Source organism: Achromobacter sp. NFACC18-2 (assembly GCF_900108985.1).
Classification (GTDB): domain Bacteria; phylum Pseudomonadota; class Gammaproteobacteria; order Burkholderiales; family Burkholderiaceae_B; genus Achromobacter.
Map to the genome: position 1 here is coordinate 48,983 of NZ_FNYM01000013.1, position 25,650 is coordinate 74,632.

Here is a 25,650-nt window from a genome sequence, read left to right on the forward strand (position 1 = left end):
TCTTTAGGTTCTATTGAGCAGCGGCGTGGGTTTGGAGCGTCTTGCGGGGCCCGCCCCACTGCGGCCGCGCGGGCGGCCTGGTGGGGCTTACGCAGTGACTTGCGGCGGGGTGGTTACGCTGCGCGGTTTTCGGGTGGTTGCCAAGGTGTCTGGCACCCACATGAGATGAACTTCAACTTGAACTGGTGGCTCATGGGTGCCAGACACCGCATTGCCCAGCGCCACAGCGGCCGTCGCGCGGGTATTCACGCTGGCGGTCCCTTGATCAGCCACTGCAGCATGGCTTGCAGCGATTTCCTGTCGTAGTCGCCGTCGGTGATCCGGTATTGCTCGGGATCGCGGTTCACCCAGGAATCCGTGACCGTCCAGTCGTCGCCGTCCTGTTCCAGCCGCAGCGCGTAGATCCAGTTGCCCGTCCAGCTCCGGTGCAGGCGCAGCCAGCCGTCATGCAGGTAGATGAACCATTTGTCCTCCATTTCCCGCGGGATGACGCCCTGTTGCAGGCGGGCGTATTCGGCGGCGGTGTAGCGTGCCTGGAAGTGCAGCGGTTCGCGTTGCACGGGGGCGGGCAGGTGTTTCCAGGAGTCGGGCGTGGCGATGGGCATGGATGGGCGAGTGGTCTATGCTGGATTTTCCGCATACTACCAAGGCACCGCCATGCACCTGCAAGCCGCCATACCGATCCTGCGCATTTTCTCGGTGGAGAAGGCGCGCGATTTCTATCTGGATTTTCTGGGCTTCACCTGGGACTGGGAGCATCGCTTCGAGGCCGGGTTTCCGCTCTATGCGCAGGTGCATCGCGATGACCTTGTGCTGCATTTGTCCGAGCACCACGGCGATGCGACGCCGGGCTCGGCGGTGTTTGTGCGGATGCAGGGCGTGGATGCGTATCACGCGGAGGTCAGCGCGAAGGGGTATGCCTACATGCGGCCCTGCGTGGAGGAGATGCCGTGGGGGCGCGTGATGGCGGTGATCGATCCGTTCGGGAATCGCTTGAGTTTCTGCGAATCGCAGGACCAGAGCTAGGACCAGGATCGGGCCGCATCCTCTACACCCCCAGATAGCGGTGCGCCAGTTCCGGCTGCGCGGCCAGTTCCGCGGGGCTGCCTTGCCAGACGACGCGGCCTTTTTCCAGGACGTGGTGGCGATCGACCAGGGTGGCCATTTCCTTGAGGTTCTTGTCGATCACGAGGATGGTCTGGCCTTCTTCCTTCAGGCGGCGCAGGCAGTTCCAGATTTCCTGGCGGATCAGGGGCGCGAGGCCTTCGGTGGCTTCGTCCAGGATGAGCAGGCGCGGGTTGATGAGGAGCGCGCGGCCGACGGCGAGCATCTGCTGTTCGCCGCCCGAAAGGGTGCGCGCCGATTGGGTGCGGCGCTCCTTCAGGCGGGGGAACAGGTCGAAGACCCGGCCGACGTGCCAGCCGGCTTGCGTGTTGCGGGCGGTGGCGACGAGGTTTTCTTCGACCGTCAGGGAGCCGAAGACGCGGCGCCCTTCGGGCACGAGGCCGATGCCCAGTTGCGCGATGCGATGCGGGGCCATGCCGGCAATCGGCTTGCCGTCCAGCAGGATGCTGCCGCCCTGCGCGGGCAGCATGCCCATGAGGGTCTTGACCGTGGTGGTCTTGCCCATGCCATTGCGGCCGATCAATGAGACGACCTGGCGCGGCGCGATGTCCAGGTCCACCCCGAAGAGCACTTTGCTGGCGCCATAGCCGCCCTGCAGTTGGTTGACTTGCAGCATCAGTCCTCCTCGCCCAGGTAGGCGGCGCGCACATCGGGATGGCGGCGCACCTCGTCGGGCGTGCCGGTGAAAATGGTTTTGCCGTAGACCAGCACGGTGACGCGGTCGGCCAGCGCGAAGACGGCGTCCATGTCGTGTTCGACGAGCAGGATGGCGTAGCGGCCCTTGAGCGTTTGCAGCAGGGCGGTCATGCGTTGCGATTCCTCGGCGCCCATGCCGGCCATGGGTTCGTCCAGCAGCAGTACCGAGGCGTCGAGCGACAGCGCCATGGCCAATTCGAGCTGGCGCTTTTCGCCATGCGCCAGGGCCGATACGCGCACGTCGGCGCGGCCCGCCAGGCCGACGCGATCCAGCGCCTGGCGCGCCGGCTCCCGCAGGCGCCCCAGGCGCCTGGCGTTCTTCCACAGGTTGAAGCCGCCGGGGCTGTGCGCCTGTACGGCCATGGCGACGTTGTCTTCGGCGGTGAAGTCGGGGTAGAGCTGGCTGATCTGGAAGGACCGCGCCAGCCCGGCGCCGGGCCGCTTGTGGGCGGGCATGCGCGTGATGTCGCCGCCGTCCAGCCAGATGCTGCCGGCGTCGGGCAGGATTTCGCCGCTGATCTGGGACAGCAGGGTGGTTTTGCCCGCGCCGTTGGGGCCGATGAGGGCGTGCAGTTCGCCGGGCCTGACTTCGAGGTTGACGCCTTGCGTGGCGTGCACCGCGCCGAACGATTTCCGCAGGTCGCGAATTTCCAGCTTGGGATGCGACGTCATGGTTTGCCTCCTGCCAGCCAGCCGTACACGCCGCGCTTGCCGAACAGCACCACCAGCACCAGCACCGGACCCAGGATCAGCATCCAGTGTTCGGTCCAGCCGGTGGCGACCTGTTCCAAGCCCAGGTACACGGCCACGCCCAGCACCGGGCCGAAGATCGTGCCCATGCCGCCCAGGATCACCATGGCCATGAGTTCGCCCGACTTTTGCCAGGCCGACATGTCGGGACTGACGAAGAGCGCGTAGTTGGCCCACAGCGCGCCCGCCAGTCCTGTGCCCGCGGCCGACAGGACGAAGGCGGTGAGGCGATAGCCCAGCGGCGCGAGGCCCAGCCCGACGCTGCGGCGCGGGTTCTGCTTGATGCTCTGCAGCGCCATGCCGAACGGCGAGTTCACGATGCGCCGGCAGACCACGATCCAGAGCGTCATCAGCGCCAGGCAGACGTAGTAGAAGGTGGCCGGATCGTTCAGGTTCAACCCCGGCAGGGTGTTGCGCGCGTCGATGGCCAGGCCGTCGTCGCCGCCATAGACCATCAGACCCACCAGGATGAAATAGAGCATCTGCCCGAAGGCCAGCGTGATCATGATGAACTGCACGCCAGAGGTGCGCAGCGACAGAAATCCAACCGCCAGTCCAGCCAGCGCCGCGACGGCGACGGCCAGCGGCCACATCACGAGCGCGGCGTTGCTGCCGCTCCAGCCGAACAGGGTGTCGCCCTGTCCGACGTGGAAGCCGACGATGCCGATCACGTAGCCGCCCAGGCCGAAGAATGCGGCGTGGCCGAAACTGACCATGGCGCCGTAGCCCAGGATCAGGTCCAGGCTCACGGCGGCGATGGAGTAGATGAGAAAGCGCGTCATGAGGTTGACGAGGAAGCTCTCGCCGGTGGCCGACGCGATGGCCGGCACCAGGACGAACAGCAGCAGGCCGATGGCGTTGACGAGGGCGCTTCGGGTGATGCGTGGGGGGCTGGCGAGGGCGGGGACGTAGGTGTCTGACACCGGAGACGATGGAATTTGTCTGGTCATGGATATCGTTCCTAGCGCTGGGCCGGCACCAGCCCGCGCGGCTTGAACAGCAGCACAATGGCCATCAGGATGTAGATGCTGGCGGACACGAGGCTGGAGCTGGCCGAGTCCGACAGTTCAGGGGGAAGCAGGCGCGACATCCAGAAGGGGATGTAGGCGCGCCCCAGCGCATCGGTCATGCCGATCATCAACGAGCCCGCCAGCGCGCCGCGCACCGAGCCCACGCCGCCCACCACGATGACGACGAAGGTGGTGATGAGGATGCGTTCGCCCATGCCGATCTCCACCGCCAGCAGGGGCGCGGCCATCACGCCCGCAAAACCGCAGAGCAGGGCGCCCAGCGTGAAGATCAGGGTGAAGAGGCGCTGGATGTTGACGCCCAGCGCATCGACCATCTCGCCGTCGTCGGCGCCGGCGCGCACCAGCATGCCCACACGGGTGCGCGAGATCAGCAGCCAGAGGCCCAGCGCGACCAGCGCGCCCGCGCCGATGAAGGCGAGCCGCATGACCGGGTAGTTCAGGCCGGGCAGCAGCGCCACGGACCCCGACAGGAACGGCGGGATGTCCATGAAGGGCGGACTGCGGCCGAACAGCACGGTCACCAGTTCATTGGTGAAGAGCGTCAGCCCCAGCGTGGCCAGCACCTGGTCCAGGTGGTCACGCCGGTACAGGTGGCGGATGACCAGCAGTTCGATCACCAGCCCGTAGAGCGCCGCGCCCGCCAGCGCCGCCAGCAAGGCGGCGGCGAAGGACCCGGTGGACGCGGCCGCGCTGGCGGCGCAGAACGCGCCCACCATGTAGAACGACCCGTGCGTCAGGTTGATGACGTTCATGATGCCGAACACCAGCGTCAATCCCGCCGACAACAGGAACAGCAGGGCGCTGTATTGCAGGCCATTGAGCACCTGCTCCAGGAACATCAGCATTGCGACTCCTTCTTGGGAGAGTCTGGGTGATGGCGGCCCCGCACGGCCGCCGATCGTGTGCTCACATCTTGCAGTCCACGGCGTGCACGTCGGTATGGTCGCGCGCAAGCACCTTCAGGTTCTTGTAGACCAGTTTGCCGTCGGGGCCCGCTTCGATGTGCAGCAGATACCAGTCCTGGACGGGATGCTGGTTGGGGCCGAACTTGAATTTGCCGCGCACGCTGGGGAAGTCCGCGCGGCGCAGCGCGTTGCGAAAGTCGTCCGGCTTGCCCGCGATGTCGCCGTCCACTGCTTTGAGCGCGGAGCCGATCAGGTTCGCGGTGTCGTAGGCCTGCGCCGCATAGGCCGTGGGCGCGCGGTTGTAGGCCTTGGTGAAGGCCTCGACGAAGTGCTTGCTTTGCGCGTTGTCCAGGTCGGCGCTCCAGAGCGAGCTCAGGTAAAAGCCCTTGCCCGCCGTGCCCGTGGCGGCCAGCATGCGGTCGTCCATCGAATAGATCGGCGTGATCATCTTTATCTTGTCCGCCAGCCCCGAGTTGGCGAACTGCTTGGTCAGGTTGATGCCCGCGCCGCCCGGATGGAACTGGAAGATGGCGTCGGGGTTGAGCGAACGGATGCGCGCCAGCTCCACCGAGAAGTCGGCCTGTTCGAGCTTGGTGTAGATCTCGTCGGCGATTTCGCCCTTGTACGTGCGCTTGAAGCCGGCGACGGCGTCGCGGCCCGCCTGGTAGTTCGGGGCCATGATGACGACGCGCTTGGCGCCCAGCTCGTTGGCCGCCATGCCCGCGGTGTCGGCGTACGAGTCGTTCTGGAACGCCACCGAGAAGTAGTTGGGATTGCAGGCCTTGCCGGCATAGTTGGAGGGGCCGGCGTTCAGGCTGACGTAGAAGGCGCCGGCGTTCAGCACCGTGGGGCCGACGGCGGCCATGACGTTCGAGAAATTGATGCCGGTGAACAGGCGCACGCCGCCCTGCACCATCTTGTCGGCGATCTGCTTGGCGTTGGCGGGCTTGAGCGCGTCGTCCTCGACGCGCACATTGACCGGCACGCCGCCCAGCTTGCCGCCGCCTTCCTTGACGGCCAGCATGAAGGCGTCGCGCTCGTCTTCGCCGATGTAGCCGGCGGGCGTGGACAGGGTGCCGATGAAGCCGATGTCCACGGGTTTCTGCTGCGCGCTGGCCGCGTACGAGGCCAATGACAGCAGGACGGCGGCGCCGCGGAGGGTGCTTTGGTGCATGGTTGTCTCCTCTTTTGCTTATGCTCTGTGCCGCATGGTCTTCGCCACGCGGCCTGTTCCCTGCAACGTCGATCACTGCATCACTGCATCACTGCATCACTGCATCACTGCGGCATGCCTTGCGCGAGGCAGTTTTCCACTTTCCAGCCGTACAGCCACTGCAATGCGTCGTAGAACTGGGACTGGCTGCGTCCCGTCCACAGCATGTTGCGCACCGTGCGCTCCACGCCGCGCGCGTGATAGAGCCTGCCCATCTCGCGCGTGGACCACACCACGCGCGCGCTGCGGGGGATGCGGACCGATTCGTACAACCGGAAGGCCGCGGGCAGGTCGTGCTCGCATTGCCGGATTGCCTCGCCCAGCGTCACGGCGTCTTCCAGCGCCATGCAGGCGCCCTGGGCCATGTACTGCGTCATGGGGTGGGCGGCATCGCCAAGTATCGTGACGCGGCCTTGGCCCCACCGCTCCACCGGCTCGCGGTCGGCGGTGGCCCAGCGTTTCCATGAGGTCGGACGATCCAGCATCTGGTGCGGCGTCGGGTGGATGCCCTGGAAGTAGGACAGCACCTCTTCCTTGCTGCCTTCGCGCACGCCCCATTCCTCCTGTTCCCGGCTATGGAACGTGACGACCAGGTTGTATTGCTGGCCGCCGCGCAGCGGATAGTGCACCAGGTGGCAGTGCGGACCCGCCCACAGCACGGGGGCGTTGATGCGCAGTTCCTGCGGCATGTTTTCCTGGTCGACCACGGCGCGGTAGACCACGTGGCCCGTCACGCGCGCGGGATCGCCCACCATGGCTTCGCGGATCACGGACTTGACGCCGTCTGCCCCCACCACGGCGTCGGCGCGGTAGCGGTTGCCCTGCGTGTCCACGACTTCTACCCCATTGGCGTCCTGCGACATGCTGGCGATCTGCGTGGAGGTGCGGAACTGGATCAGCGGATCTTTCTGCACCGCTTCCAGAATGGACAGGTGGATGTCGGCGCGGTGAATGACGGCGTAGGGGCCGCCGAAGCGCGCACGAAAGGCCTCGCCGGTGTCGATGCGCACCACCTCCCTGGCGTCCACGGCGTCCATCATGATGATGTGGTCGGTGAAGACGGCGCGGCCGCGGGCCGTCGTGCCCACGCCCAGCGCGTCGAGCGCGGCGAAGGCATTGGGGCCGAGCTGGATGCCCGCGCCGATTTCGCCGATCTGCGCGGCCTGTTCCAGAAGTTGCACGGCAATGCCTTGCCGCGTGAGCGCCAGCGCAGCGGCCAGGCCGCCGATGCCGCCGCCCACGACGATCACGGTCTGGGTCTGGGTCTGGGTCGGCACTTTCGGTTTTGCTGCCAGGATAGTCGTCATGTCGGGTCCTCGCTGTGGTTCAGTCCTGGCCGCCCAGGAAGGCGCCTTGTTGCGTCAATTGCGCCTGCAGCGCCGCAATGGAGACGTCGCCCGGCGCGATGCCCGCGCGCAGCGCCATGGCGGACGCGGTGCCGGCGGCCTCGCCCATGACGAAGCAGCTTCCGCTGACGCGCGCGGCGGACTGGCCCTCGTGCGTCATCGAGGCGCAGCGGCCGGCCACCAGCACGTTGTCCGCCACGCCCGGGCCGCGCCGGGGCACCATCATGCGAAACGGAAGCTGGTTGTAGCCGCGCGATTCGGGTATGGGCGGCCAGAGCCATTTGACGTCGCCCGCCGTGTGCATTTCCAGCGGCCAGCCGTTGACGCCGATGCTGTCCGGAAAATCCGCGCAGCCCAGCACGTCTTCCTGGGTGAGCACGGCCTCGCCCACGATGCGGCGGGTCTCGCGGATGCCCAGCTGCGGGGCGATGTCCAGCACATAGGCCTGCTCGAATCCGGGCACCTTGGCGCGCAGGAACGCCAGGTAATTCATGATCTGGCGGCGGCCTTCGAGTTCGCCCGCCGACAGCGAGTCGGCGTCGGTGCCGTCCGCCGCGCTACCGTCGGCGTTGGCAAGCTGCGTGACGTTGACCCGCCATTCGTAGTCGTGCTTTTGGGGACGCACGATGGCGCCCTTGCGCGGAAACGTGAATTCGCCGCTGGCCGCCGCTTCGTCCATCAGCACGGGGATGGTCTTCCAGGCCTCTTGCGCGCGCACGCCGTCCACATTGCCCACCTTGAACATCAGGGTGGGATAGAGCAGGTGGCCGTGCGCGTCGCCCTTCTCAAAGGGCAGGCCGCCCCACTGGGCGATGTCGGCATCGCCCGAGCAGTCGATGAAGATCTTGGCGCGCACCGCGCAGCGGCCGGACTTGGTTTCCAAAAAGAGCGCGTCCACACGGCCCTGATCGTCGCGCGTGAGGCCCGTGGCCAGCGCGTGAAACAGCACCTGCGCGCCGCTGTCCTGCACCAGGCCGTCGGCCGCGCACTTGAACGCCGAGATGTCATAGGCCTGCGCATGGATCTTGCCCAGGATCAGATGCGGATCGTTCAGCCCGTCCATGGCGCGCATGCGGTCGAGCAGGTCGTCGGTCATGCCGTGCACCACCTGCCGGATGTCGCCGTGGATGTTGGCGTGCAGTCCGCAGAAGTTGGACACGCCGGCGGCGGTGCCCATGCCGCCCAGGAAGCCGTAGCGTTCCACGAGCAGCACGCGCGCGCCATTGCGCGCCGCGCTGGCGGCCGCCAGCACGCCGGCCGGGCCGCCGCCCAGGACGACGACCTCGTATTCGCCATAAAGCGGCACCTGGCGGGCGGGTTCGTTGATGACCATCTGATTCTCCTTGCTTTGTTGCCGTCGGCGCGCGGCGCGGCCGCGCGTCGGTCTTACTGGCCCTTGATGCCCAGCTTCTTGATGAGGGGCTCCCAGCGCTTGAGCTCGTCGTCCATGTAGCTGCGGAATTCGGCCGGCGTGTCGCCCACCGGATCCATGTACTGCGCTTGCAGCCGCTTGGACACCTCGGGGTCATGGATGGCCTGGATGAGCGCGTCCGACAGCTTCTTCTGCACATCGGCCGGCGCCTTGGACGACACCACGAAGCCGATCCACGCGGATCCCTCGATGCCCTGCACGCCCACTTCGGCCAATGTCGGGATATCGGGCAGCAGCGCCGAGCGCTTGGAGGAGGTGACCGCCAACGCCTTCAGCCGGCCGTCCTTCACCATCGGCATGACCGCGATGGGCGGCAGCGCGGCGAACTGGGTGTCGCCCGACAGCAGCGAGGTCAGCGCCGCGGGCGAGGACGGATACGGGACGTGCGTGGCGCGCGCGCCGATCTGCTGCAAGAGCAGCTCGACCGCCAGGTGCGACACGGTGCCGGCCCCCGGCGACGGGAAGTTGTACTTGTCCGGGTTTTTCTTCAAGGCCTCCAGAAGCTGGCCGACGTTGTCGATGCCGGCAGTGGCGGGGACCACCAGCACGTTGGGCTGGTGCACGGCAAGGGTCAGCGGCGACAGGTCCTTGGCGGGGGCGTAGGGCAGCTTGTCGAACAGCAGCGTGTTGTTCACCAGCGGGCCGGTGATCGACACGCCGAAGGTGTAGCCGTCGGGCTTGGCGTTGGCGATGGCATAGGTGCCGATGTTGCCGCTGGCGCCGGGCTTGTTTTCGATGACGATGGCCTGGCCGAGGATCGCGCCGGCCTTCTCGCCGACGATGCGCGCGACCTGGTCGGGGCTGGAGCCCGGACCGAACGGCACGACCGCCTTGAGCGGTTGGGTGGGCCACGCGTCGGCGGCTTCGGCGGTGCCGGCGGCGGCCAGCGGCGCCAGCGCGGCCAGGCCCAGCGCGGCGGCGCGCACCGCAAGACGGCGCGCGAGCATGCGGCCCGGCGGCAGGATCGAAGAATCAGGCATGCGTGTCTCCCACGTCTTTCATGGTGTCGAAATAGGTCTGCTCATTGGCGATGAATGCGGCGACCATCGCGCGATAGGTCGCGTCCACCACCTGCTCCAGGTTGGCAAAGCCCCGGTTGTGGCGTTCCGCCAGCTTCCTGGCCTTCTCGAAGACCTGGGCCTGGCGCGCGGGGGCGCTCACCTGGAAAGCGTCGCGCTTGAAGCGCGCCGCGTCCTTTACGTACATGGCGCGCTCGGCGATGAGCCGAACGATGTCGTCGTCCAGCCGGTCGATGTTGGCGCGCACCTCGGCCAGGTTGGCGCACAGCGGCCGATAGCCGGGATCGGTGTACTCGCGCAGCGGCGCGCCGTGGGTGTCGGGCTCTTGCATGTTCACTTGGTGTAGTCCGGTTGCTGGGCCGGCGCGGCCGCCTGGAAGGCAGGCTGCGCGTTGCAATGTTCAAAAACGCGGAGGATGCGCGGATAGGCGGAGAGGTCGCAGCCCATGCGCTGGGCATTGGCCACCTGGGGCACCAGGCAGCAATCCGCCAGCGTGGGCGCGTCGCCCAAGCAGTACGCGCCGTGGCCGTGGCGTGCCAGCAGGGCCTCCACGGCGGTCAGGCCTTCGCGGATCCAGTGGTGGTACCAGGCGTTCTTCTGTTCGTCGCTGGCCCCCAGCACGTCCTGCAGGTAGCGCAGGATGCGCATGTTGTTGACGGGGTGGATATCGCAGGAGATGGCGTCGGACAGCTCCAGCACCCGGGCGCGCCCCTGCGTATCGGCGGGAATCAGGCGCGGCTCGGGATGCGTGGCGTCCAGGTAGTCGATGATGGCAAGCGACTGCGAGAGCTGCATGTCGCCGTCGATTAGCAGGGGCACGCCCGCGGAGGGATTCCTGGCCATATAGTCCGCGGTCCGCTGCTCTTGCTTGCGCAGATTTACCGGCAGGTACTCATAGGACAGGCCCTTGAGCGCCAGGGCGATGCGCACGCGGTAGGAGGTGGAGCTGTTGAAGAAACTGTGCAGTTGCATGCGGAACTCCCGGCCTCAAGCCATCTGGACGCTGATGGTGCCCAACCCGTCCACGCCGCCGACCATCTTGTCGCCGCGCACCACGGGGCCCACGCCTTCGGGCGTGCCCGTGTAGATGAGGTCGCCGGCTTCGAGGCGGAAGTATCTGGACAGGTAGGCGATGGTCTCGGCGACAGACCAGATCAGCTTGCCGATGTCGCTGCGCTGCTTGTCGGTGCCGTTGACCTGCAGCCAGATGCCGGCTTGTTCGATGCCGCTGACCGATTGCGCGGGATGGAGCGGTCCGATGGGCGCGCTCTGGTCGAAGGCCTTGCCCAGTTCCCACGGGCGGCCGGCTTCGCGCATTTTCATTTGCAGGTCGCGGCGCGTCATGTCCAGGCCGACGGCGTAGCCCCACACGTGCGCCAGCGCGTCGTCGACCGGGATGTTGGCGCCGCTCTTGCCGATGGCCGCGACCAGTTCGATCTCGTAATGCAGGTTCGACGTTTCAGGCGGGTAGGGCAGGGACAGCGTGGCGCCGTCGGCGACGGGGACCACGGCGTCGGCCGGCTTGCAGAAGAAGAACGGCGGTTCGCGGTCGGGGTCGAAGCCCATTTCGCGCGCGTGGGCGGCGTAATTGCGGCCGACGCAATAGACGCGGCGCACGGGAAAACGGTCCTGGCTGCCGGCGATGGGCACGGCGACGGGGGCGGCGGGAGCAAACACAAAAGACATGGATCACCCTTTGAAGGCGGGATAAGGATCAGGAAGGCGGGACTGCCGGCGATCAGCCGACGCGTTCTTCGCGCCACAGGCCCAGCGCGGCCTGCACCGGGCGGTCTGAATAGCTGAAGAGCGTGGCGTCCTCCAGCGCGGCCAGTTGGACGGGCATCCAGGACGGCGCCACGAAGACGTCGCGCGGACCGAAGAGGAATTCCTGGTCGCCGATGCGCGCCGAGCCCCGGCCTTCGACCACGCTGTAGACCGTGGAGTCGGTCGTGCGGAAGGTCTTGCCCTGAAAGCCCGCGGGCAGGAATTGCATGAACGTGGCCATCGTGGGCATGGGATAGCCGCCGTTGGCGGGGTTCAGGTAGCGCAGCTTGACGCCGTCCCAGGGATCGAGCTCGCCGTGGCGGTAGAGCGCGTCCAGCGCCTCGCGGCTGCGTTCGTAGGGGTAGTTGAAGATGGGCGACGTGCCGCTGGACACCTGGTGGCGCACGGGCGCCATGTTGTGGCCGAAGCGCGCCAGGCTGTCGCCTTCGGGGCGCGTGACCGGCTGGGTGGCCGAGGGGTAGTTTTCGGCAAACCCGGCGTCCAGGAAGCGCAGCAACGGGATGTCCAGGCCGTCGAGCCAGACCACGGGCTCGCCGCCTTCGACGGCTTCGGCGTTGCCGTGGTCGTGCCAGGTCCACGACGGCGTGATGATGAAATCGCCGGGGTGCATCGTGGTGCGCTCGCCATTGACGGCGGTGTAGGCCCCGCGGCCCTCGACGATGAAGCGCAGGGCCGATTGCGTGTGGCGATGGCTGGGCGCGATTTCGCCGGGCAGGATGAGCTGCAGGCCCGCGTACAGGCTTTGCGTGATACTGGCCTGGCCGGGCAGGCCGGGGTTTTCCAGGATCAGCACGCGTCGCACGGCTTCTTCCGCGGAAATCAGCGAGCCCGACGCCATGACGTCGTCGCGCACGTCGTCGTACTTCCAGATGGCAGGCACGCAGCGCGGCGCGGGCTGGCGCGGCACCAGGTTGTGCAGCGACTCCCACAGGGGCGACATGTGTTTCTTGGCGATGCGCGCGTAGTAGCGGGCGCGGTCCGAGGCAGCGCTGTCCGCGCTGGCGGGGTGGCCATCGTGCATGGTTGTCTCCGGTATGTCCGGCTATCGCCGGCTTCTACGGGCGGCCGCCGCGTGGGTTCGCGGCTGGTCCTGGTATGGAGACGATTATGCGCAAGCAGCTATGCGATTTGAAATGAATTTATCTTATTATCCATACGAATAAGAACATACCTACGAGACAACCTCCCCACCACGAGGGCCTGCATGGACTGGACCCACCGCTTGCGGCTGCGCAATCTGAAAATGCTGCTCAGCCTGGCCCAGACCCGCAACATCAGCCATTCCGCCGCCATGCTCAATACGACGCAGCCGGGCCTGTCGAAATGGCTGAAGGATCTGGAAGACGATATCGGACTGCCGCTCTTCGAGCGCCATGCGCGCGGCCTGCGCCCAACCCCGCACGGCGACGTGCTGATCGCGCATGCGCAGCGGGTGGAGTCGCAACTGGACCGCGCCAGCGCGGACATGGCGGCGCTGCGGGAGGGCGGCGGCGGCCGCGTGGTGATCGGCGCATCGGGCGCGTCCGCGTCCGACACGGTGCCGCTGGCGGTCATGAAGCTGTTGGAGCGCATGCCGCAGGCGCGGGTAAAGCTGGTGGAGGGCACCACGGACCGTCTGCTGGCGCAACTGGCGCAGGGCGACCTGGACATCGTGGTGGGGCGGTCCGCGCCCGAACACCATGACCCGGCCATCCGCTTCGAGGCCCTGTACCTGGAGCCCATCCATCTGGTCGCGCGGCCCCGGCATCCGCTCTTCGCCGTGGAGCGGCCAAGCTGGCAGGACCTGCTGTCTTATCGCTGGATCCTGTGGCCCAAGGGCACGCCCATCCGCAACGCCGTGGACGCGGCGCTGGCCGCGGCTGGCCAGGCGCCGCCGCCGGACCATGTGGAATCGAATTCGGTCACGGTCAATCTCACGCTCATCAACAACAGCGACATGATCGGCGTGGCCTCGCACCGCGCCGCGCTGCGCTTTTCGCAGATGCGCGCGATGCGCATCATCCCGGTGCGGCTGTCGGGATTCGGTTCGGTGGCCATGTACTGGCGCGAGGATGGGTTCCGGCCGTTGGCGGTGCAAGAGGCGATGGCGGCGTTGCGAAGCACGGTGGCCGAGCATGCGCCGGGAGTGACTCGCCCGTGACGCCCGCTCCCGCCCGCGGCCTGAACGCCCTGATCGCGCAGTGCCGCAGGCTGGAGGCTGCGCAGGCGCAGGGGCGGGATCCCGCCGCGTCGGCGGCGATGCACCGCTTCGTGGCGCAGATGGATGCGGGACGCACGCCGCCGGGGACGTGGTCTCCGCTGGTGCTGGCGGTGCTGGTGATGGGCGGCGGGCTCGGCGTCGGGATCGAGGTCTTGAGCCTGCTGATGCGCGGCGTGGGTCCGGCGCTGGCGGCATTCGCGCTGGTCGCGGTGTGCACCGGTACGGCGCTGGGTCTGGCGATCGGCGTGGTGATGATGATGGCCGGACAGGCCGCGGGCCTGGTGCTGCTGAAGCGGCTGTCGATCGGGCTGGTCATCGTCGGCGCGTTCGGCGTGATCGCCTGGACCCAGGGCGATGTGCAGGCCGTGGGACCGGTGGTGGCGTTGATGGGCGGCCTGGGCGCCTGGCTGGTGATGAACAGCGACGGGTTCTATGTGTACGCCGGGTACCGGATCGCTTTGCGGTATCTGGCGCGCAAGGCGTGAAGGCGGAGCAACGCCGGGGCGTTGCACCCCGGCGTTGCCCCGCTTTTCCGCTTACTTCGCCGCCACCTTCTCCGGCGGCACCGGGTTGTCCCAGCCGCCGCCGATGGCGCGGATGAGGCCGACGGTGGAGCGGGCCTGTTCGGCGCTGAGTTGGACGGCGACGCGCTGCTGCAGCAGGACGCTGCGGTCCGCTTCGATGACGTCGAGGTAGCTGATGGACCCCTCGCGGTACTGCGTGTGCGAGAGCTTCGCGGCGCGCGCGGCGGCTTCGACCGCGGCGTCCTGGGCCTTGGTCTGGTCCGCCAGGATGCGCAGGTTGGCGAGGTTGTCTTCGACTTCGCGGAACGCGTTCAGGACGGTCTGGCGATAGACGGCGACGTCTTCTTCGTAGACGGCGCGGGCGCGGTCCAGGCCGGCCTGGCGGCGGCCGCCGTCGAAGATGGGCATGGACAGCGCGGCGCCGACCAGGGGGCCCAAGAGGAACGTGCGGCTGGACCATTGGAACAAGTTGCCCAGTTCCGAAGATTCGTAGCCGAAGGCCCCGGTGATGTCCAGGCGCGGGAAGAACGCGGACTTGGCCGCGCCGACGCGGGCGTTGGCGGCGGCCATGGCGCGTTCGGCGGCGGCGATGTCGGGGCGGCGTTCGAGCAGGGTCGACGGCAGGCCGGCGGGGATGGACAGCGCGATCTTCTCGATGGGCTGCGGCGGCATGGTGAATTCCGACGGGGCGCGGCCCAGCAGCACGGCCAGCGCGTGTTCGGCGGTGGCGCGGCGGCGGTCGATGCCCAGGGCCTCGGATTGCGCGGAGGCCAGTTCAGCCTTGGCGCGCGCCAGGTCCAGTTCGCTGATGTCGCCGGCGTCGTAGCGGCGCTGGATGAGTTGCAGCGTTTCCGTGCGCAGCTTGACGGTCTGGTAGTACAAGCGGGACTCCGCGTCCTGCTCGCGCACCAGGAAGTAGGTGGTGGCGACGTCGGCCTGCAGGGCCAGCAGCACGGAGCGGTAGAGCGCCTCGCTTTGCTGGGCGTCGGCGGTGGCGGCGTCGACGGTGGACGCAACGCGGCCGAACAGGTCGGCCTCGTACGACACCGTGCCTTGCGCGCGCCAGGTGGTCACGGGCGAGGTCGACGTGCCGTCGGGCAGCCCTTGCGACACGGCCGAAGGGCGCTGGCGATTGGGGCCGAACCCGGCGTCCAGGCTGGGGAAGAAGCCGGACCGGGCTTCGCGCTGCAGGGCGCGGGCCTGGCTCAGCCGCGCGGCGGCGGCCTGCAGGTCCTGGTTGGCGCGCTGGGCTTCTTCTTCAAGCTGGTTCAGGCCTTCGTCGTTGAACACTTTCCACCACGCGCCGCGCAGCGCATCTTCGGACGGCTCGGCGGGCTTCCAGGAGCCGGCTTCGGACGCGGGCAGGGCGGCTTCCTTGAAGGCCGCGGGGGTGTCGGCCGAGGGCCGTTCGTAGGTCGGACCCACCGCGCAGCCGGCCAGCACGAGCAGCATGGCAAGCAGGGCGGATCCTCGGGTCAGTCTTTTGATCATGATGACGTTTCTCTTTGGCGCGCGTCCCGCCCGGCTGGACGGGACGCGCTGGCTTATCTTGTGCGTGCCGGCCTAGGCGTTGTGCTGCGTGGCGGGCGGCGCGTTCGGATCGACGTGGGGCACGCACACGGGCGCTTCATGCGGCGCGGCCGAGTGCAGCGTCTTGCCGCCGATGGAACGCAGCAGCACGTAGAAGACCGGCGTCAGGAACAGGCCGAACAGGGTCACGCCCAGCATGCCGAAGAACACGGCCACACCCATCGCATGGCGCATTTCAGACCCCGCGCCCGAGGACAGCACCAGCGGCACCACGCCCATGATGAACGCGATGGACGTCATCAGGATGGGACGCAGGCGCAGGCGGCTGGCTTCGATGGCGGCTTCCAGCGGTGTACGGCCATTCATCTCCAGTTCGCGGGCGAATTCCACGATCAGGATCGCGTTCTTCGCCGACAGGCCCACCAGCACCATCAGGCCGATCTGCGTGAAGATGTTGTTGTCGTTGCCGGTGAGATAAACGCCGGTCAGCGCCGCCAGGATGCTCATCGGCACGATCAGGATCACGGCGAGCGGCAGGGTCAGGCTTTCATACAGCGCGGCCAGCACCAGGAACACGAGCAGCACGCTGATCGGGAACACCCACAGGCCGGCGTTGCCCGCCAGGATCTGCTGGTACGTGAGGTCGGTCCATTCGAACTTGACGCCGCGCGGCAGCGTTTCCGCGGCGACGCGCTCGGCCGCGGCCTGCGCCTGGTCCGACGAATAGCCGGGGGCCGGACCGCCGTTGATGTCGGCGGCGGTGTAGCCGTTGTAGCGCACCACCATTTCCGGGCCGAACGTCTGCTTGACCGTGACCAGCGACGACAGCGGCACCATGTCGCCGGCGGCGTTGCGGGTCTTCAGTTGCAGGATGTCGTCGGCGTGGGCGCGGAACGGGGCATCGGCCTGCGCGCGGACCTGGAACACCCGGCCGAAGCGGTTGAAGTCGTTGACATACATGGAGCCCAGGTAGATCTGCATGGTGTCGAAGACTTCGGTCACCGGCACGCCCAGCTGCTTGGCCTTGACGCGGTCCAGGTCCACGTCGAGCTGCGGCACGTTGATCTCGTAGCTGGAGAACGTGGGGCCGAGTTCCGGCGTCTGGCGCGCTTTTTCCAGGAAGGCCTGTTTGGCCTTGTCGAGTTCGGCATAGCCGAGGGCCGAGCGGTCTTCGAGCTGGAGCTTGAAGCCGCCCAGCGTGCCCAGGCCCATCACGGGCGGGGGCGGGAACACGGCGATGAACGAGTCCTGGATGGCCGCGAACTTCTGGTTGAGCGACGCGGCGATGGCGTTGCCGGACAGGTTTGCGCTCTTGCGTTCGTCAAAGGGCTTCAACGTGACGAACACGATGCCCGCGCTGGAGCTGTTGGTGAAGCCGTTGATCGACAGGCCGGGGAAGGCGATGGCCGACTGCACGCCGGGTTCCTTCAGGGCGATGTCGCTCATGCGGCGGATCACGTCTTCGGTGCGGTCCAGCGAGGCGCCGTTGGGCAGTTGCGTGAAGCCGATCAGGTACTGCTTGTCCTGCGCGGGCACGAAGCCGCCGGGCACGAGATACGACACGCCGATGGTTGCGGCAACCAGCACGGCGTACACGCCCATGGCGCCCGCCTTGCGGCGGATGACGCTGGCCACGCCCGTGCCGTAGGACTCGGACGCGCGGCCGAACATGTTGTTGAACCAGTTGAAGAAGCGGCCGAAGACGCGGTTCATGCCGCGGGTCAGCCAGTCGGGCTTGTCGTGGTGGCTCTTGAGCAGCAGGGCCGACAGCGCGGGCGACAGGGTCAGCGAGTTGAACGCCGAGATCACCGTGGAGATGGCGATGGTCATGGCGAACTGCTTGTAGAACTGGCCCGTCAGGCCCGTCATGAAGGCGAGCGGCACGAACACGGCGCACAGGGTCAGCGCGATGGCGATGATGGGGCCGCTGACTTCGCGCATGGCGCGATACGTCGCGTCGCGTGGACTGAGCCCGGCCGCGATGTTGCGCTCGACGTTTTCGACCACCACGATGGCGTCGTCCACCACGATCCCGATGGCCAGCACCATGCCGAACAGCGACAGCGCGTTGATGGAGTAGCCGAACACCAGCAGCAGCGCGAACGTGCCGACGATGGAAACGGGCACCGCCAGCAGCGGGATGATGGACGCGCGCCAGGTCTGCAGGAACAGGATCACCACCAGCACGACCAGCGCGATGGCTTCGAGCAGCGTATGCACCACGGCTTCGATACTGGAGCGCACGAACTGCGTGGGGTCGTATTCGATGCGGTATTCCACGCCCGGCGGGAAGTCCTGGGCCAGCTCGGCCATGGCGGCGCGCACCTGGCTGGACACGTCCAGCGCGTTGGCGCCCGGCGACTGCATGATGCCCATGCCCACCGCCTGCTTGTTGTCCAGCAGCGAACGCAGGCCGTATTCCTGGGCATCGAGTTCCACGCGGGCCACGTCGGACAGGTACGTCACCGCGCCGTCCGGCGAGGTCTTCAGGATGATGTCGCGGAATTCCTCTTCGGTCTGCAGGCGGCCGCGCGCGTTCACGTTCAGTTGCAGCGGCACGTCGCCCGCCGTGGGCGAGGCGCCGATCACGCCCGCCGCCACCTGCACGTTCTGCTCGCGGATCGCGGCGACGACTTCGGACGCGGTCATGCCGCGCTGCGCGACCTTTTGCGGATCGAGCCACACGCGCATGGAGTAGTTGCCCGAGCCCCACACCGTCACTTCGCCCACGCCCGTGATGCGGGCCAGGCGGTCCTTCACGTTCAGGATCGCGTAGTTGCGCAGATAGGTGATGTCGTAGCGGTCATTGGGCGAGATCAGGTGGACCACCAGCGTCAGCGTGGGCGAGCTCTTGGCCGTGGTCACGCCCAGGCGCTGCACGTCCGGCGGCAGGCGCGGCAGCGCCTGCGACACGCGGTTCTGCACGAGCTGCTGGGCCTTGTCCGGGTCCACGCCCAGCTTGAAGTTCACCGTCAGCGTCAGGTTGCCGTCGCTGTTGGCCTGCGACTGCATGTACAGCATGTCTTCCACGCCGTTGATGGACTCTTCCAGCGGCGAGGCGACGGTTTCGGCGATGACCTTGGGGTTGGCGCCCGGATACTGCGCGCGCACCACCACCGACGGTGGCACCACTTCCGGGTATTCGGAGATGGGGAGCTGGAACATGGCCAGGAGGCCCGCCAGCAGCACCAGGATGGATAGCACGCCGGCGAAGATCGGCCGGTCGATGAAGAATTTCGAGATATTCATGGACGTTCTCGTTAGACGCGTCGGCTCAGTTCTGCGCCGAGGCGGTCTGGACCGGGTTGCCGGGGCCACGCTTGGCGGCAACCATGGGGACGACGGTCGGGGTCACGGCGTCGCCGGGACGGATGCGCTGCAGGCCGTTGACGACGATGCGTTCGCCGGCGGCCAGGCCCGAATCGACCACGCGCAGGCCTTCCTGGTTGGCGCCCAGCTTCACCTGGCGGTACACGGCGTGGTTCTTGTCGTCCAGCACCAGCACGAAGCGCTTGTCCTGGTCGGTGCCGATGGCGCGTTCGTCGATCAGCACGGCCGCGCGCGGTTCGCTGCCGCCCAGGCGGATGCGGGCGTAGAGGCCCGGCAGCAGCGTGCCGTCGGCGTTGTCGAACTCGGCGCGCACGCGAATGGTGCCGGACGTGGCGTCCAGCCGGTTGTCCACCGACTGCACGACGCCCGTGCGCGAGTAGCCGTCTTCATTGGCCAGGCCCAGTTCCACCGGCACCGAACCGGCGCGGCCGTTGCGGGCGGGGTTCACGTAGCGCAGGAACGTCTGTTCGTCCACGTCGAACGAGGCGTACATCTTGGACACCGACACCAGCGTGGTCAGCGGCACCGACGTGGCGCCGGCGGCGACCACGTTGCCGACCGTGACTTCGGCGCGCGACACGCGGCCATCGACCGGCGCCTCGATGCTGGTGTAGCCCAGGTTGAGCTTGGCGTAGTCCAGCGCGGCCTGCGCGCCCTGCAGGTTGGCGGCGGCTTCGCGCGCGGCGTTCTGCTTTTCCTCGAAGTCGCGGCGGGCGATGGCGTTGTCGGTCAGCAGGCGCTTGCCGCGGGCCAGTTCCGACGCCGTGTAGGCGGCGCGGGCCTTGGCGGCCGTCAGCGCGGCGGCGGCGCGATCCACCTCGGCCGCGTAGGGGCGCGGGTCGATGGTGAAGAGCACGTCGCCCTTCTTGACGATGCTGCCGTCCTGGAAGTGCACGGCGGTCAGCGTGCCGGACACGAGCGGGCGGATGTCGACGCGGTCGATCGCTTCCAGGCGGCCGGAGTAGCGCTGCCAGTCGACGATGGTCTTGTTGACGACTTCGGCGACCTCGACCGGGGGCGCGGCGGGGGCGCCCTGCGCCATGGCGACGTTGCCGCCCGCGGGGCCGCGGGTCAGGGCATAGCCGCCGCCGGCCGCCAGCACGGCTGCAAAGACGACGAGCACAGCAATACGATTACGCGAAACCATGATGTTTCCTTGAGTGGTTTTCAGGGTCGAAAGCGCGCTTGCCCGAAAAGCCTGGGGCGCAGGCGGCGGCGCGACGGGTATGCCAATCCTGAGAATCCGGGGCCGGTAGGGTATGTTGCGGTGCAACATCGGCCGGGGTCGGGTATCCGGCGGCGGCGGGCGCCTGATCAGGGCGGGTCGCTGCGGGGTCGGAGTCTGAGGGTTGACATGCCCTGTGATGGCGCCGGGCGGCAAGGGCACTTCAAGATGGGTTGCATTTTGAGTGTTTTGTCCGGACGGATAAACCTGTCTATCTCGGCAACACTATTCGTGGAGAATGACTAATCCGCGCCGGAATCGGGTTATGCTGCGTTCACCCCGACTTATTTGCCCAAAGGACACCCTTGCCATGGACCGTTTTCAGGCGATGCAGGTGTTTGTGCGCGTCGTGGACGCCAATAGCTTCACCCGGGCGGCCGACAGCCTATCGCTTCCGCGCACCACCGTCACGACCATCATCCAGAACCTCGAACGCCTGCTGGGCGTGCGTCTGCTGAACCGCACGACGCGCCGCATCGGCCTCACGCCCGACGGCGCGGGCTATTACCAGCACTGCGTGCGCATCCTGGCCGACGTGGAAGAAACCGAGGCGTGCTTCCAGGAAGCCGCCCTGCGCCTGAAAGGCCGGCTGCGCATCGATGTGTCGACCTCCATCGGCCGGCTGATCCTGATCCCCTCATTGTGTGATTTCCACGACAAATACCCGGACCTCGAACTGGTGCTCGGGCTGGGCGACCGCCCCGTCGACATGGTCCAGGAAGCCGTGGACTGCGTGATCCGCGCCGGCGACCTCGAAGATTCCAGCCTGGTCGCCCGCCGCATCGGCACCCTGCAGACGGTGACCTGCGCGTCGCCCTCCTACGTGGCCCGCCACGGCATGCCGCAGACGATCGAATCGCTGCGCGACCACCATGCGGTGCATTATTTCTCCAGCCGCACCGGCCGCAACTGCGCCTGGGACTTCAAGGTGGACGGCAAGCACCAGGAAGTGGACATGAAGGGGACGGTGGCCGTGAACGAAGCGGGCGCCTACCTGGATTGCGGGCTGAAAGGCTTTGGTCTCATCCAGACGGCGCGCTACATGGCGCTGCCCCACCTGCAGTCGGGCGAACTGATTGAAGTCCTGCCCCAATGGAAGCCCAGCCCCACGGCCATATCCGTGCTGTACCCGCAGAGCCGGCAGTTGTCGCCCAAGGTGCGCGCCTTCACCGACTGGGTGGCCGAGCTTTTCGCCGGTTGCCCGCTGCTCAGCGGCCGCGACGAAACCGATCCGGCCGCGGCGTCCTGCGCGGTGTATCAGCGCAACCAGGGGCTTCCCATGGCCGCCCAGCCGCACGTCCCCGCGATTCCTGCCGCGCCCGCCATGGCGCCGCGCCGCCGCACCGCGCGCGAAGAAGCCGCGGAGTACGTGCTGTAAATACGCCCCGACGCGATATCCCCATGGCGGGCCGGCGGTTTCGCCATGGGCAAAAAGCACGGGAAACCCCGTAGTAAATACAGCCCTTGCGTCCCTCGTATCGGGTGAAACGTCTGTATAGTCCGACAGTCAAAGCCTACAACGCCCTTAAACTGTCGATCGCGCTATGCAGCCTGTTCTACCCGCTTACCTGATCGCCCGTTGGCTGTTGCTGCTTGTGCTGTTGGCGGGGGTTTACTTTCTTAGCGGATTCCTGGTTCCGGCCCTGGCGGCGCTGATCATCGGTCTGGCCAGTTGGCCGCTCTACCAGCGCCTCGTCGTCCGATGCGGGGGCCGCACGGCGGTGGCGGCGTCGCTGGCGTTGCTGGTGGTCGTCGTCGTGTTGATCGTGCCGATGTCGCTGGCCCTGTCCTATGCCATCAAGGAAGCCAGTGCGTTCGTCGCGTGGGCCATAGCGGCCAACCGCCACGGGGTGGACGTGCCCGCGTGGATCTCGTCCTTGCCGGTGGTGGGCGATCGCCTGTCCCAATACTGGGAATCCTATATCGGCCAGCCCCACGCGCTGGGCGCGCTGGTCGAAGCCGTCAGCGGCGAACACCTGGGCAATATCTACCGCATGGCGCTGGCCGCCACGGGCAACGTCTTTCAGTTGCTGCTGACGGTCCTCTTCATGCTGATCACGCTGTTCTTCGTCTACAAGGACGGCATCCGCATGGTGGCCCAATTGGACGTCCTGGGCGAACGCATCCTGCCCGCGCGCTGGCAGCGCTTCTCGCGCGTGGTGCCGGCCACCATCAATTCCACCGTCACCGGCATGGGGCTGATCGCCCTGGGCGAGGGGCTGGTCCTGGGCGTCGCCTACTGGATCGCGGGGGTTCCGTCACCGGTCCTGCTGGGCGTGGTCACCGGCTTCATGGCCCTGATCCCGGGCGGCGCGCCGTTGTCCTTCACCCTGGTGTCGCTGTACCTGGTGGGCTCCGGCCACGTGGTGGCGGGCATCGCGCTGATGGTCTGGGGCAGCGTCGAACTCTTCATCGTCGACAAGACCCTGCGTCCGCGCCTGGTGGGCGGCCCCGTGAAGCTGCCGTTTTTGCCCACGTTCTTCGGGCTCGTGGGCGGCGTGAAGACCATGGGCATCGTCGGGCTCTTCGTCGGTCCCGTGCTGATGGCGCTGCTGGTGGCCGTGTGGCGTGAATGGGTGCACCATGAAGTCCAGGAGCGCGACGCCGCCCGCCTGAACCCGCCGGCCAGCCAGCCCGGGAAAACGCCCGCTGCCTGACCCGGCGTTTTGGTAATCTAGCCGTCCCGCGTCGACCGGCGCCTCGCCCGGTGCGCGCCTGCCCGCATGCAGACGCGTCGCATACGGCGCGGGCTGTGAGGATCGAGATGTCCGGGTTACTGCCTGATGAACAGATAGCCGTCCTGCGCGAGCAGGGGTTTGTGGTGGCGCGCCAATTCGCGAGCCAGGAGCAGGTCGCCGCGCTGCGCGCCCTCGCTGAACGCCACTTGCGCGACCACGTCGCGCCCATCGAATACGAAGCCGACCTGCGTTACCCCGGCGCGCCCGAATCGCGCGCTGCCGAGGGCGGGCTGACCGTGCGCCGTCTGCTGGGCGCCTACGCCCGGGACCCGCTGTTCGCGCAATGGGCCACCGATCCGCGCATCGCGCAGTGGCTGTCGCGGTATTTCCAGGAAACGCCGGTGCTGTCCACCGTGCACCACAACTGCGTGATGACCAAGCATCCGGCCTACGGCAGCCTGACGGGCTGGCATCAGGATATCCGCTACTGGTCGTTTTCCGATACCGACCTGGTGTCCTGTTGGCTTGCGCTGGGCAACGAAACGCGCGCCAATGGCGGCCTCTCGTTCATCCCGGGCTCGCACGCGGCGGCCTTCACGCCGGCGCAGTTCGACGAAAAGAAGTTCTTCCGCGAGGACGCGCCCCAAAACGCCGACTGGATCGCTCGCGCGGTCTGCCCGGAACTCCAGCCCGGCGACGTGGTGTTCTTCCATTGCCGCACGCTGCACGCCGCGCAGGGCAATGCCAGCGACCGCGTGAAGCTGTCGGTGGTGCATACCTATCACCCCGCCTCTTGCCATCCCCTGCCTGGCTCGCGCTCGGCCTCGCAGCCGGGGGTGCCGCTGGCGGATGCCTAGAGGGCGTGGCGATTAAAGTAATTGAAATCTGCTATTAGTGATTGAATTACAATTAATTCGAGCGCAGTACGCGACCGCAGTACGCGACCGCAGCACGTGACATGAGCCCGGCAAATCCCGTGTCGCGCTGATTCTTGCGCCGCCTCCCTATCATCACTCCATAGGCTGCCCCCGTGCGCACACCACCTTCAGACGACACGCAAACGCCGCAGGCGCCGACCGAGACCCGGTCGTCGCTGTTCGTAGGCTCCACCGAAAAAGCCTTCCAGGTGCTGCACGCGTTCGACGGCCCCAAGCGCCACATGACCCTGGCCGACATTGCCCGCGCGTCGGGCCTGGACCGCAGCGCGACGCAGCGCCTGGTCTACACGCTGGAAACCCTGGGCTACCTGCGCCGCATCCCCGACACGCGCAACTACGGGCTGACGCCGAAGGTGCTGCAGTTTTCGTACAACTACGTGCGCGCGAACGAACTGATCGACAAGGCGTCGCCCTATCTGCTGGACATCAGCCGCACGCTGGGCGAGACGACCAACCTGCAGGAACTGGACGGCCACGAGATTGTTTTTGTCGCACGCTTTCCCGGCCACCACCTGGTGAACGTGGACATCGCCGTGGGTAGCCGCCTGCCGGCGTATTTCACGGCATCGGGCACGGCGATCCTGTCCCGGCTGTCCGAGGAACATCGCCGCGAAATCCTGGCGCAGACCCGGCTGGAACCGATCACGCCGTACACCGAAGTGAACCCGGACAAGCTGCAGGAGCGGGTGCAGCGCGTGGCCGAAAAGGGCTACGCGGTCATCGTCAATGAGACGGTGCTGGGCGATATCTCCGTTGCCGCGCCGGTGATCGATCATCGGGGATGGGCGGTGGCGGCGATCAATATTTCCGTGCCGACGACGCGGTGGACGGTGGCACGCGTGGAAGCCGAACTGGCGCCGCACGTGCAGGTGGCGGCCACGTCGATATCGAAATCGAAGTTCTCGGGCTATTCGAGGTGACGGGGGCTTCCCGATCACCCCGATCATTCCATTCGTCCAGGCATCCGGGAAGCTGAATCCACGGGTGCCCGGTGAGGCACCTCAGACCCCCTCAAACTCCTTCAAACTCCCGGAGCAACGGCTTCAGCGCCTCACGCAAGGCCGCCTGCAACCCATCCGCCGGCGCCACCAGCGGATCCAGCACCTCCGGCGCATTCACGCCGATCAAATCCATGACCGACTTCATCGGCCCCGGATTCGTCTCCGCAAACGCCAGGTTCATCAGCGGAATCAGCCGCCGATGCAGTTCCATCGATTCGCGCGTGCGCCCCGAAGCTCCCAGCTCGTACACCTTGCGCCAGGCCGACGGCAGCAGGCTCGCCGTCACCACGATCCCGCCCCGCGCGCCGGCCGCCAGATGCACCGGCAGCAGGGTGTCCTCTCCGCTCAACACCGCAAACGACTCATCCACGCCCGCCACCGTGCGCAGGAAGTGGTACATGTCGGTATTGCAGGCCTTCATCCCGATGATGTTTTCGTGCCGCGACAGTTCATGCAGCACTTCCGGCGCGATCGCGATGCGCGTGCGGTAGGGGATCTCGTAGATCATCACCGGCAGCGGCGAGGCGTCCGCATAGCGCAGGAAGTACTCGCGGATGCCCGCCTGCGTGGGCGTCGTGTAATAGGGCGTCAGCACCATCAGCGCATCCGCGCCCGCGTCCGCGAACTCCTTGCCCGCCTGCAACGCATCGTGAAAGCCCGGGTCCAGCACGCCCGGAATCACCGGCACGCTGCCGGCCACGGCGTCGACCGTCAGCTTGCACATCCGGATGCGCTCCGCGCGGGCCAGCGCGCCATACTCGCCCGTGCCGCCCAGCGGCACGATGCCATTGATGCCCTGCTTGAGCAGATAGGCGATCAGCGCCTGCGCGGCCGGGATGTGGATCGTGTCGTCGGCGTGGACGGGGGTCGGGATGGCGGGGAAGACTCCGCGCAGTTGTGTTGCGTTCAGCATGTTGCAAAT

Annotated in this window: 24 protein-coding genes; 7 read left to right on the forward strand and 17 right to left on the reverse strand. The window is 67.2% G+C overall.

Annotated elements, in window-relative coordinates; all coding sequences use genetic code 11:
• Nucleotides 1-245: 245 nt before the first annotated feature.
• Nucleotides 246-605, reverse strand: a complete 360-nt coding sequence (locus BMW75_RS19460; RefSeq protein WP_092581490.1) for a hypothetical protein — start codon at nt 603-605, stop codon at nt 246-248.
• A 52-nt stretch (nt 606-657) separates the two neighbouring features.
• On the opposite strand from BMW75_RS19460, the gene BMW75_RS19465 reads away from it, so the two are divergent.
• Complete coding sequence (locus BMW75_RS19465) at nt 658-1,026, forward strand: glyoxalase superfamily protein (RefSeq protein WP_092581595.1); 369 nt, start codon at nt 658-660, stop codon at nt 1,024-1,026.
• Nucleotides 1,027-1,048: 22 nt separating this feature from the next.
• On the opposite strand, the gene BMW75_RS19470 is transcribed toward BMW75_RS19465, so the two are convergent.
• From BMW75_RS19470 to gtdA, 12 genes are all read right to left on the reverse strand, one after another.
• A complete protein-coding gene (locus BMW75_RS19470; protein ID WP_076517287.1) occupies nt 1,049-1,741 on the reverse strand; it encodes an ABC transporter ATP-binding protein in 693 nt (230 codons plus the stop codon).
• A complete protein-coding gene (locus BMW75_RS19475) occupies nt 1,741-2,493 on the reverse strand; it encodes an ABC transporter ATP-binding protein (RefSeq protein ID WP_092581491.1) in 753 nt (250 codons plus the stop codon). Before BMW75_RS19475 ends, BMW75_RS19470 begins: the two co-directional genes overlap by 1 nt.
• Complete coding sequence (locus BMW75_RS19480; protein WP_092581596.1) at nt 2,490-3,452, reverse strand: branched-chain amino acid ABC transporter permease; 963 nt, start codon at nt 3,450-3,452, stop codon at nt 2,490-2,492. The genes BMW75_RS19475 and BMW75_RS19480 overlap by 4 nt, the downstream gene beginning before the upstream one ends.
• An 80-nt stretch (nt 3,453-3,532) precedes the next feature.
• Nucleotides 3,533-4,447, reverse strand: a complete 915-nt coding sequence (locus BMW75_RS19485) for a branched-chain amino acid ABC transporter permease (protein WP_083714200.1) — start codon at nt 4,445-4,447, stop codon at nt 3,533-3,535.
• 61 nt (nt 4,448-4,508) lie between these two features.
• Complete coding sequence (locus BMW75_RS19490; protein WP_092581492.1) at nt 4,509-5,681, reverse strand: ABC transporter substrate-binding protein; 1,173 nt, start codon at nt 5,679-5,681, stop codon at nt 4,509-4,511.
• 104 nt (nt 5,682-5,785) lie between these two features.
• Nucleotides 5,786-7,027 carry a 3-hydroxybenzoate 6-monooxygenase gene (locus BMW75_RS19495; protein ID WP_092581493.1) on the reverse strand — a complete coding sequence of 414 codons (1,242 nt, stop codon included), beginning with the start codon at nt 7,025-7,027 and terminating at the stop codon, nt 5,786-5,788.
• A 19-nt stretch (nt 7,028-7,046) separates the two neighbouring features.
• Nucleotides 7,047-8,399, reverse strand: coding sequence for an FAD-dependent oxidoreductase (locus tag BMW75_RS19500; protein ID WP_092581494.1), 1,353 nt, complete (start codon nt 8,397-8,399; stop codon nt 7,047-7,049).
• 53 nt (nt 8,400-8,452) lie between these two features.
• The gene (locus BMW75_RS19505; protein ID WP_092581495.1) at nt 8,453-9,478 is read right to left on the reverse strand and encodes a Bug family tripartite tricarboxylate transporter substrate binding protein; all 1,026 of its coding nucleotides are present in this window, start codon (nt 9,476-9,478) and stop codon (nt 8,453-8,455) included.
• On the reverse strand, nt 9,471-9,848 hold the full coding sequence (locus BMW75_RS19510; protein WP_092581496.1) for a chorismate mutase: 378 nt from the start codon (nt 9,846-9,848) through the stop codon (nt 9,471-9,473). The genes BMW75_RS19505 and BMW75_RS19510 overlap by 8 nt, the downstream gene beginning before the upstream one ends.
• Before the next feature lie 2 nt (nt 9,849-9,850).
• Nucleotides 9,851-10,489: a maleylacetoacetate isomerase gene (gene maiA, locus BMW75_RS19515; protein WP_092581497.1), complete on the reverse strand. Its 639-nt coding sequence runs from the start codon at nt 10,487-10,489 to the stop codon at nt 9,851-9,853.
• Between the two features lie 15 nt (nt 10,490-10,504).
• On the reverse strand, nt 10,505-11,203 hold the full coding sequence (locus BMW75_RS19520; protein WP_092581498.1) for a fumarylacetoacetate hydrolase family protein: 699 nt from the start codon (nt 11,201-11,203) through the stop codon (nt 10,505-10,507).
• Between the two features lie 52 nt (nt 11,204-11,255).
• Nucleotides 11,256-12,323 (reverse strand): gentisate 1,2-dioxygenase, encoded by a 1,068-nt coding sequence (gene gtdA, locus BMW75_RS19525; protein ID WP_092581499.1) that lies wholly within the window; start codon nt 12,321-12,323, stop codon nt 11,256-11,258.
• A 183-nt stretch (nt 12,324-12,506) separates the two neighbouring features.
• On the opposite strand from gtdA, the gene BMW75_RS19530 reads away from it, so the two are divergent.
• Complete coding sequence (locus BMW75_RS19530) at nt 12,507-13,442, forward strand: LysR family transcriptional regulator (RefSeq protein ID WP_076517264.1); 936 nt, start codon at nt 12,507-12,509, stop codon at nt 13,440-13,442.
• On the forward strand, nt 13,439-13,987 hold the full coding sequence (locus BMW75_RS19535; RefSeq protein ID WP_076517261.1) for a hypothetical protein: 549 nt from the start codon (nt 13,439-13,441) through the stop codon (nt 13,985-13,987). Before BMW75_RS19530 ends, BMW75_RS19535 begins: the two co-directional genes overlap by 4 nt.
• Before the next feature lie 51 nt (nt 13,988-14,038).
• Here the strand turns inward: BMW75_RS19535 and BMW75_RS19540 are convergent, their stop codons facing one another.
• The 3 genes from BMW75_RS19540 to BMW75_RS19550 form a co-directional block, all read right to left on the reverse strand.
• The gene (locus BMW75_RS19540) at nt 14,039-15,517 is read right to left on the reverse strand and encodes an efflux transporter outer membrane subunit (RefSeq protein ID WP_076517258.1); all 1,479 of its coding nucleotides are present in this window, start codon (nt 15,515-15,517) and stop codon (nt 14,039-14,041) included.
• Nucleotides 15,518-15,589: 72 nt separating this feature from the next.
• Nucleotides 15,590-18,805 (reverse strand): efflux RND transporter permease subunit, encoded by a 3,216-nt coding sequence (locus BMW75_RS19545; protein WP_092581500.1) that lies wholly within the window; start codon nt 18,803-18,805, stop codon nt 15,590-15,592.
• Between the two features lie 25 nt (nt 18,806-18,830).
• Nucleotides 18,831-20,033: an efflux RND transporter periplasmic adaptor subunit gene (locus tag BMW75_RS19550; RefSeq protein ID WP_175493226.1), complete on the reverse strand. Its 1,203-nt coding sequence runs from the start codon at nt 20,031-20,033 to the stop codon at nt 18,831-18,833.
• A gap of 388 nt (nt 20,034-20,421) precedes the next feature.
• Here BMW75_RS19550 and BMW75_RS19555 point away from each other — a divergent pair, with 388 nt between their 5' ends.
• The 4 genes from BMW75_RS19555 (at nt 20,422) to BMW75_RS19570 (ending at nt 24,647) form a co-directional block, all read left to right on the forward strand.
• Nucleotides 20,422-21,489: a LysR family transcriptional regulator gene (locus tag BMW75_RS19555; RefSeq protein ID WP_092581501.1), complete on the forward strand. Its 1,068-nt coding sequence runs from the start codon at nt 20,422-20,424 to the stop codon at nt 21,487-21,489.
• Between the two features lie 166 nt (nt 21,490-21,655).
• On the forward strand, nt 21,656-22,768 hold the full coding sequence (locus BMW75_RS19560) for an AI-2E family transporter (protein ID WP_092581502.1): 1,113 nt from the start codon (nt 21,656-21,658) through the stop codon (nt 22,766-22,768).
• Between the two features lie 107 nt (nt 22,769-22,875).
• Nucleotides 22,876-23,646, forward strand: coding sequence for a phytanoyl-CoA dioxygenase family protein (locus tag BMW75_RS19565; protein WP_092581503.1), 771 nt, complete (start codon nt 22,876-22,878; stop codon nt 23,644-23,646).
• A 173-nt stretch (nt 23,647-23,819) separates the two neighbouring features.
• Nucleotides 23,820-24,647, forward strand: a complete 828-nt coding sequence (locus BMW75_RS19570; RefSeq protein ID WP_076517249.1) for an IclR family transcriptional regulator — start codon at nt 23,820-23,822, stop codon at nt 24,645-24,647.
• A gap of 91 nt (nt 24,648-24,738) precedes the next feature.
• Here BMW75_RS19570 and dapA read toward each other — a convergent pair whose 3' ends face one another.
• On the reverse strand, nt 24,739-25,641 hold the full coding sequence (dapA, locus tag BMW75_RS19575; protein ID WP_092581504.1) for a 4-hydroxy-tetrahydrodipicolinate synthase: 903 nt from the start codon (nt 25,639-25,641) through the stop codon (nt 24,739-24,741).
• Between the last annotated feature and the right edge of the window lie 9 nt (nt 25,642-25,650).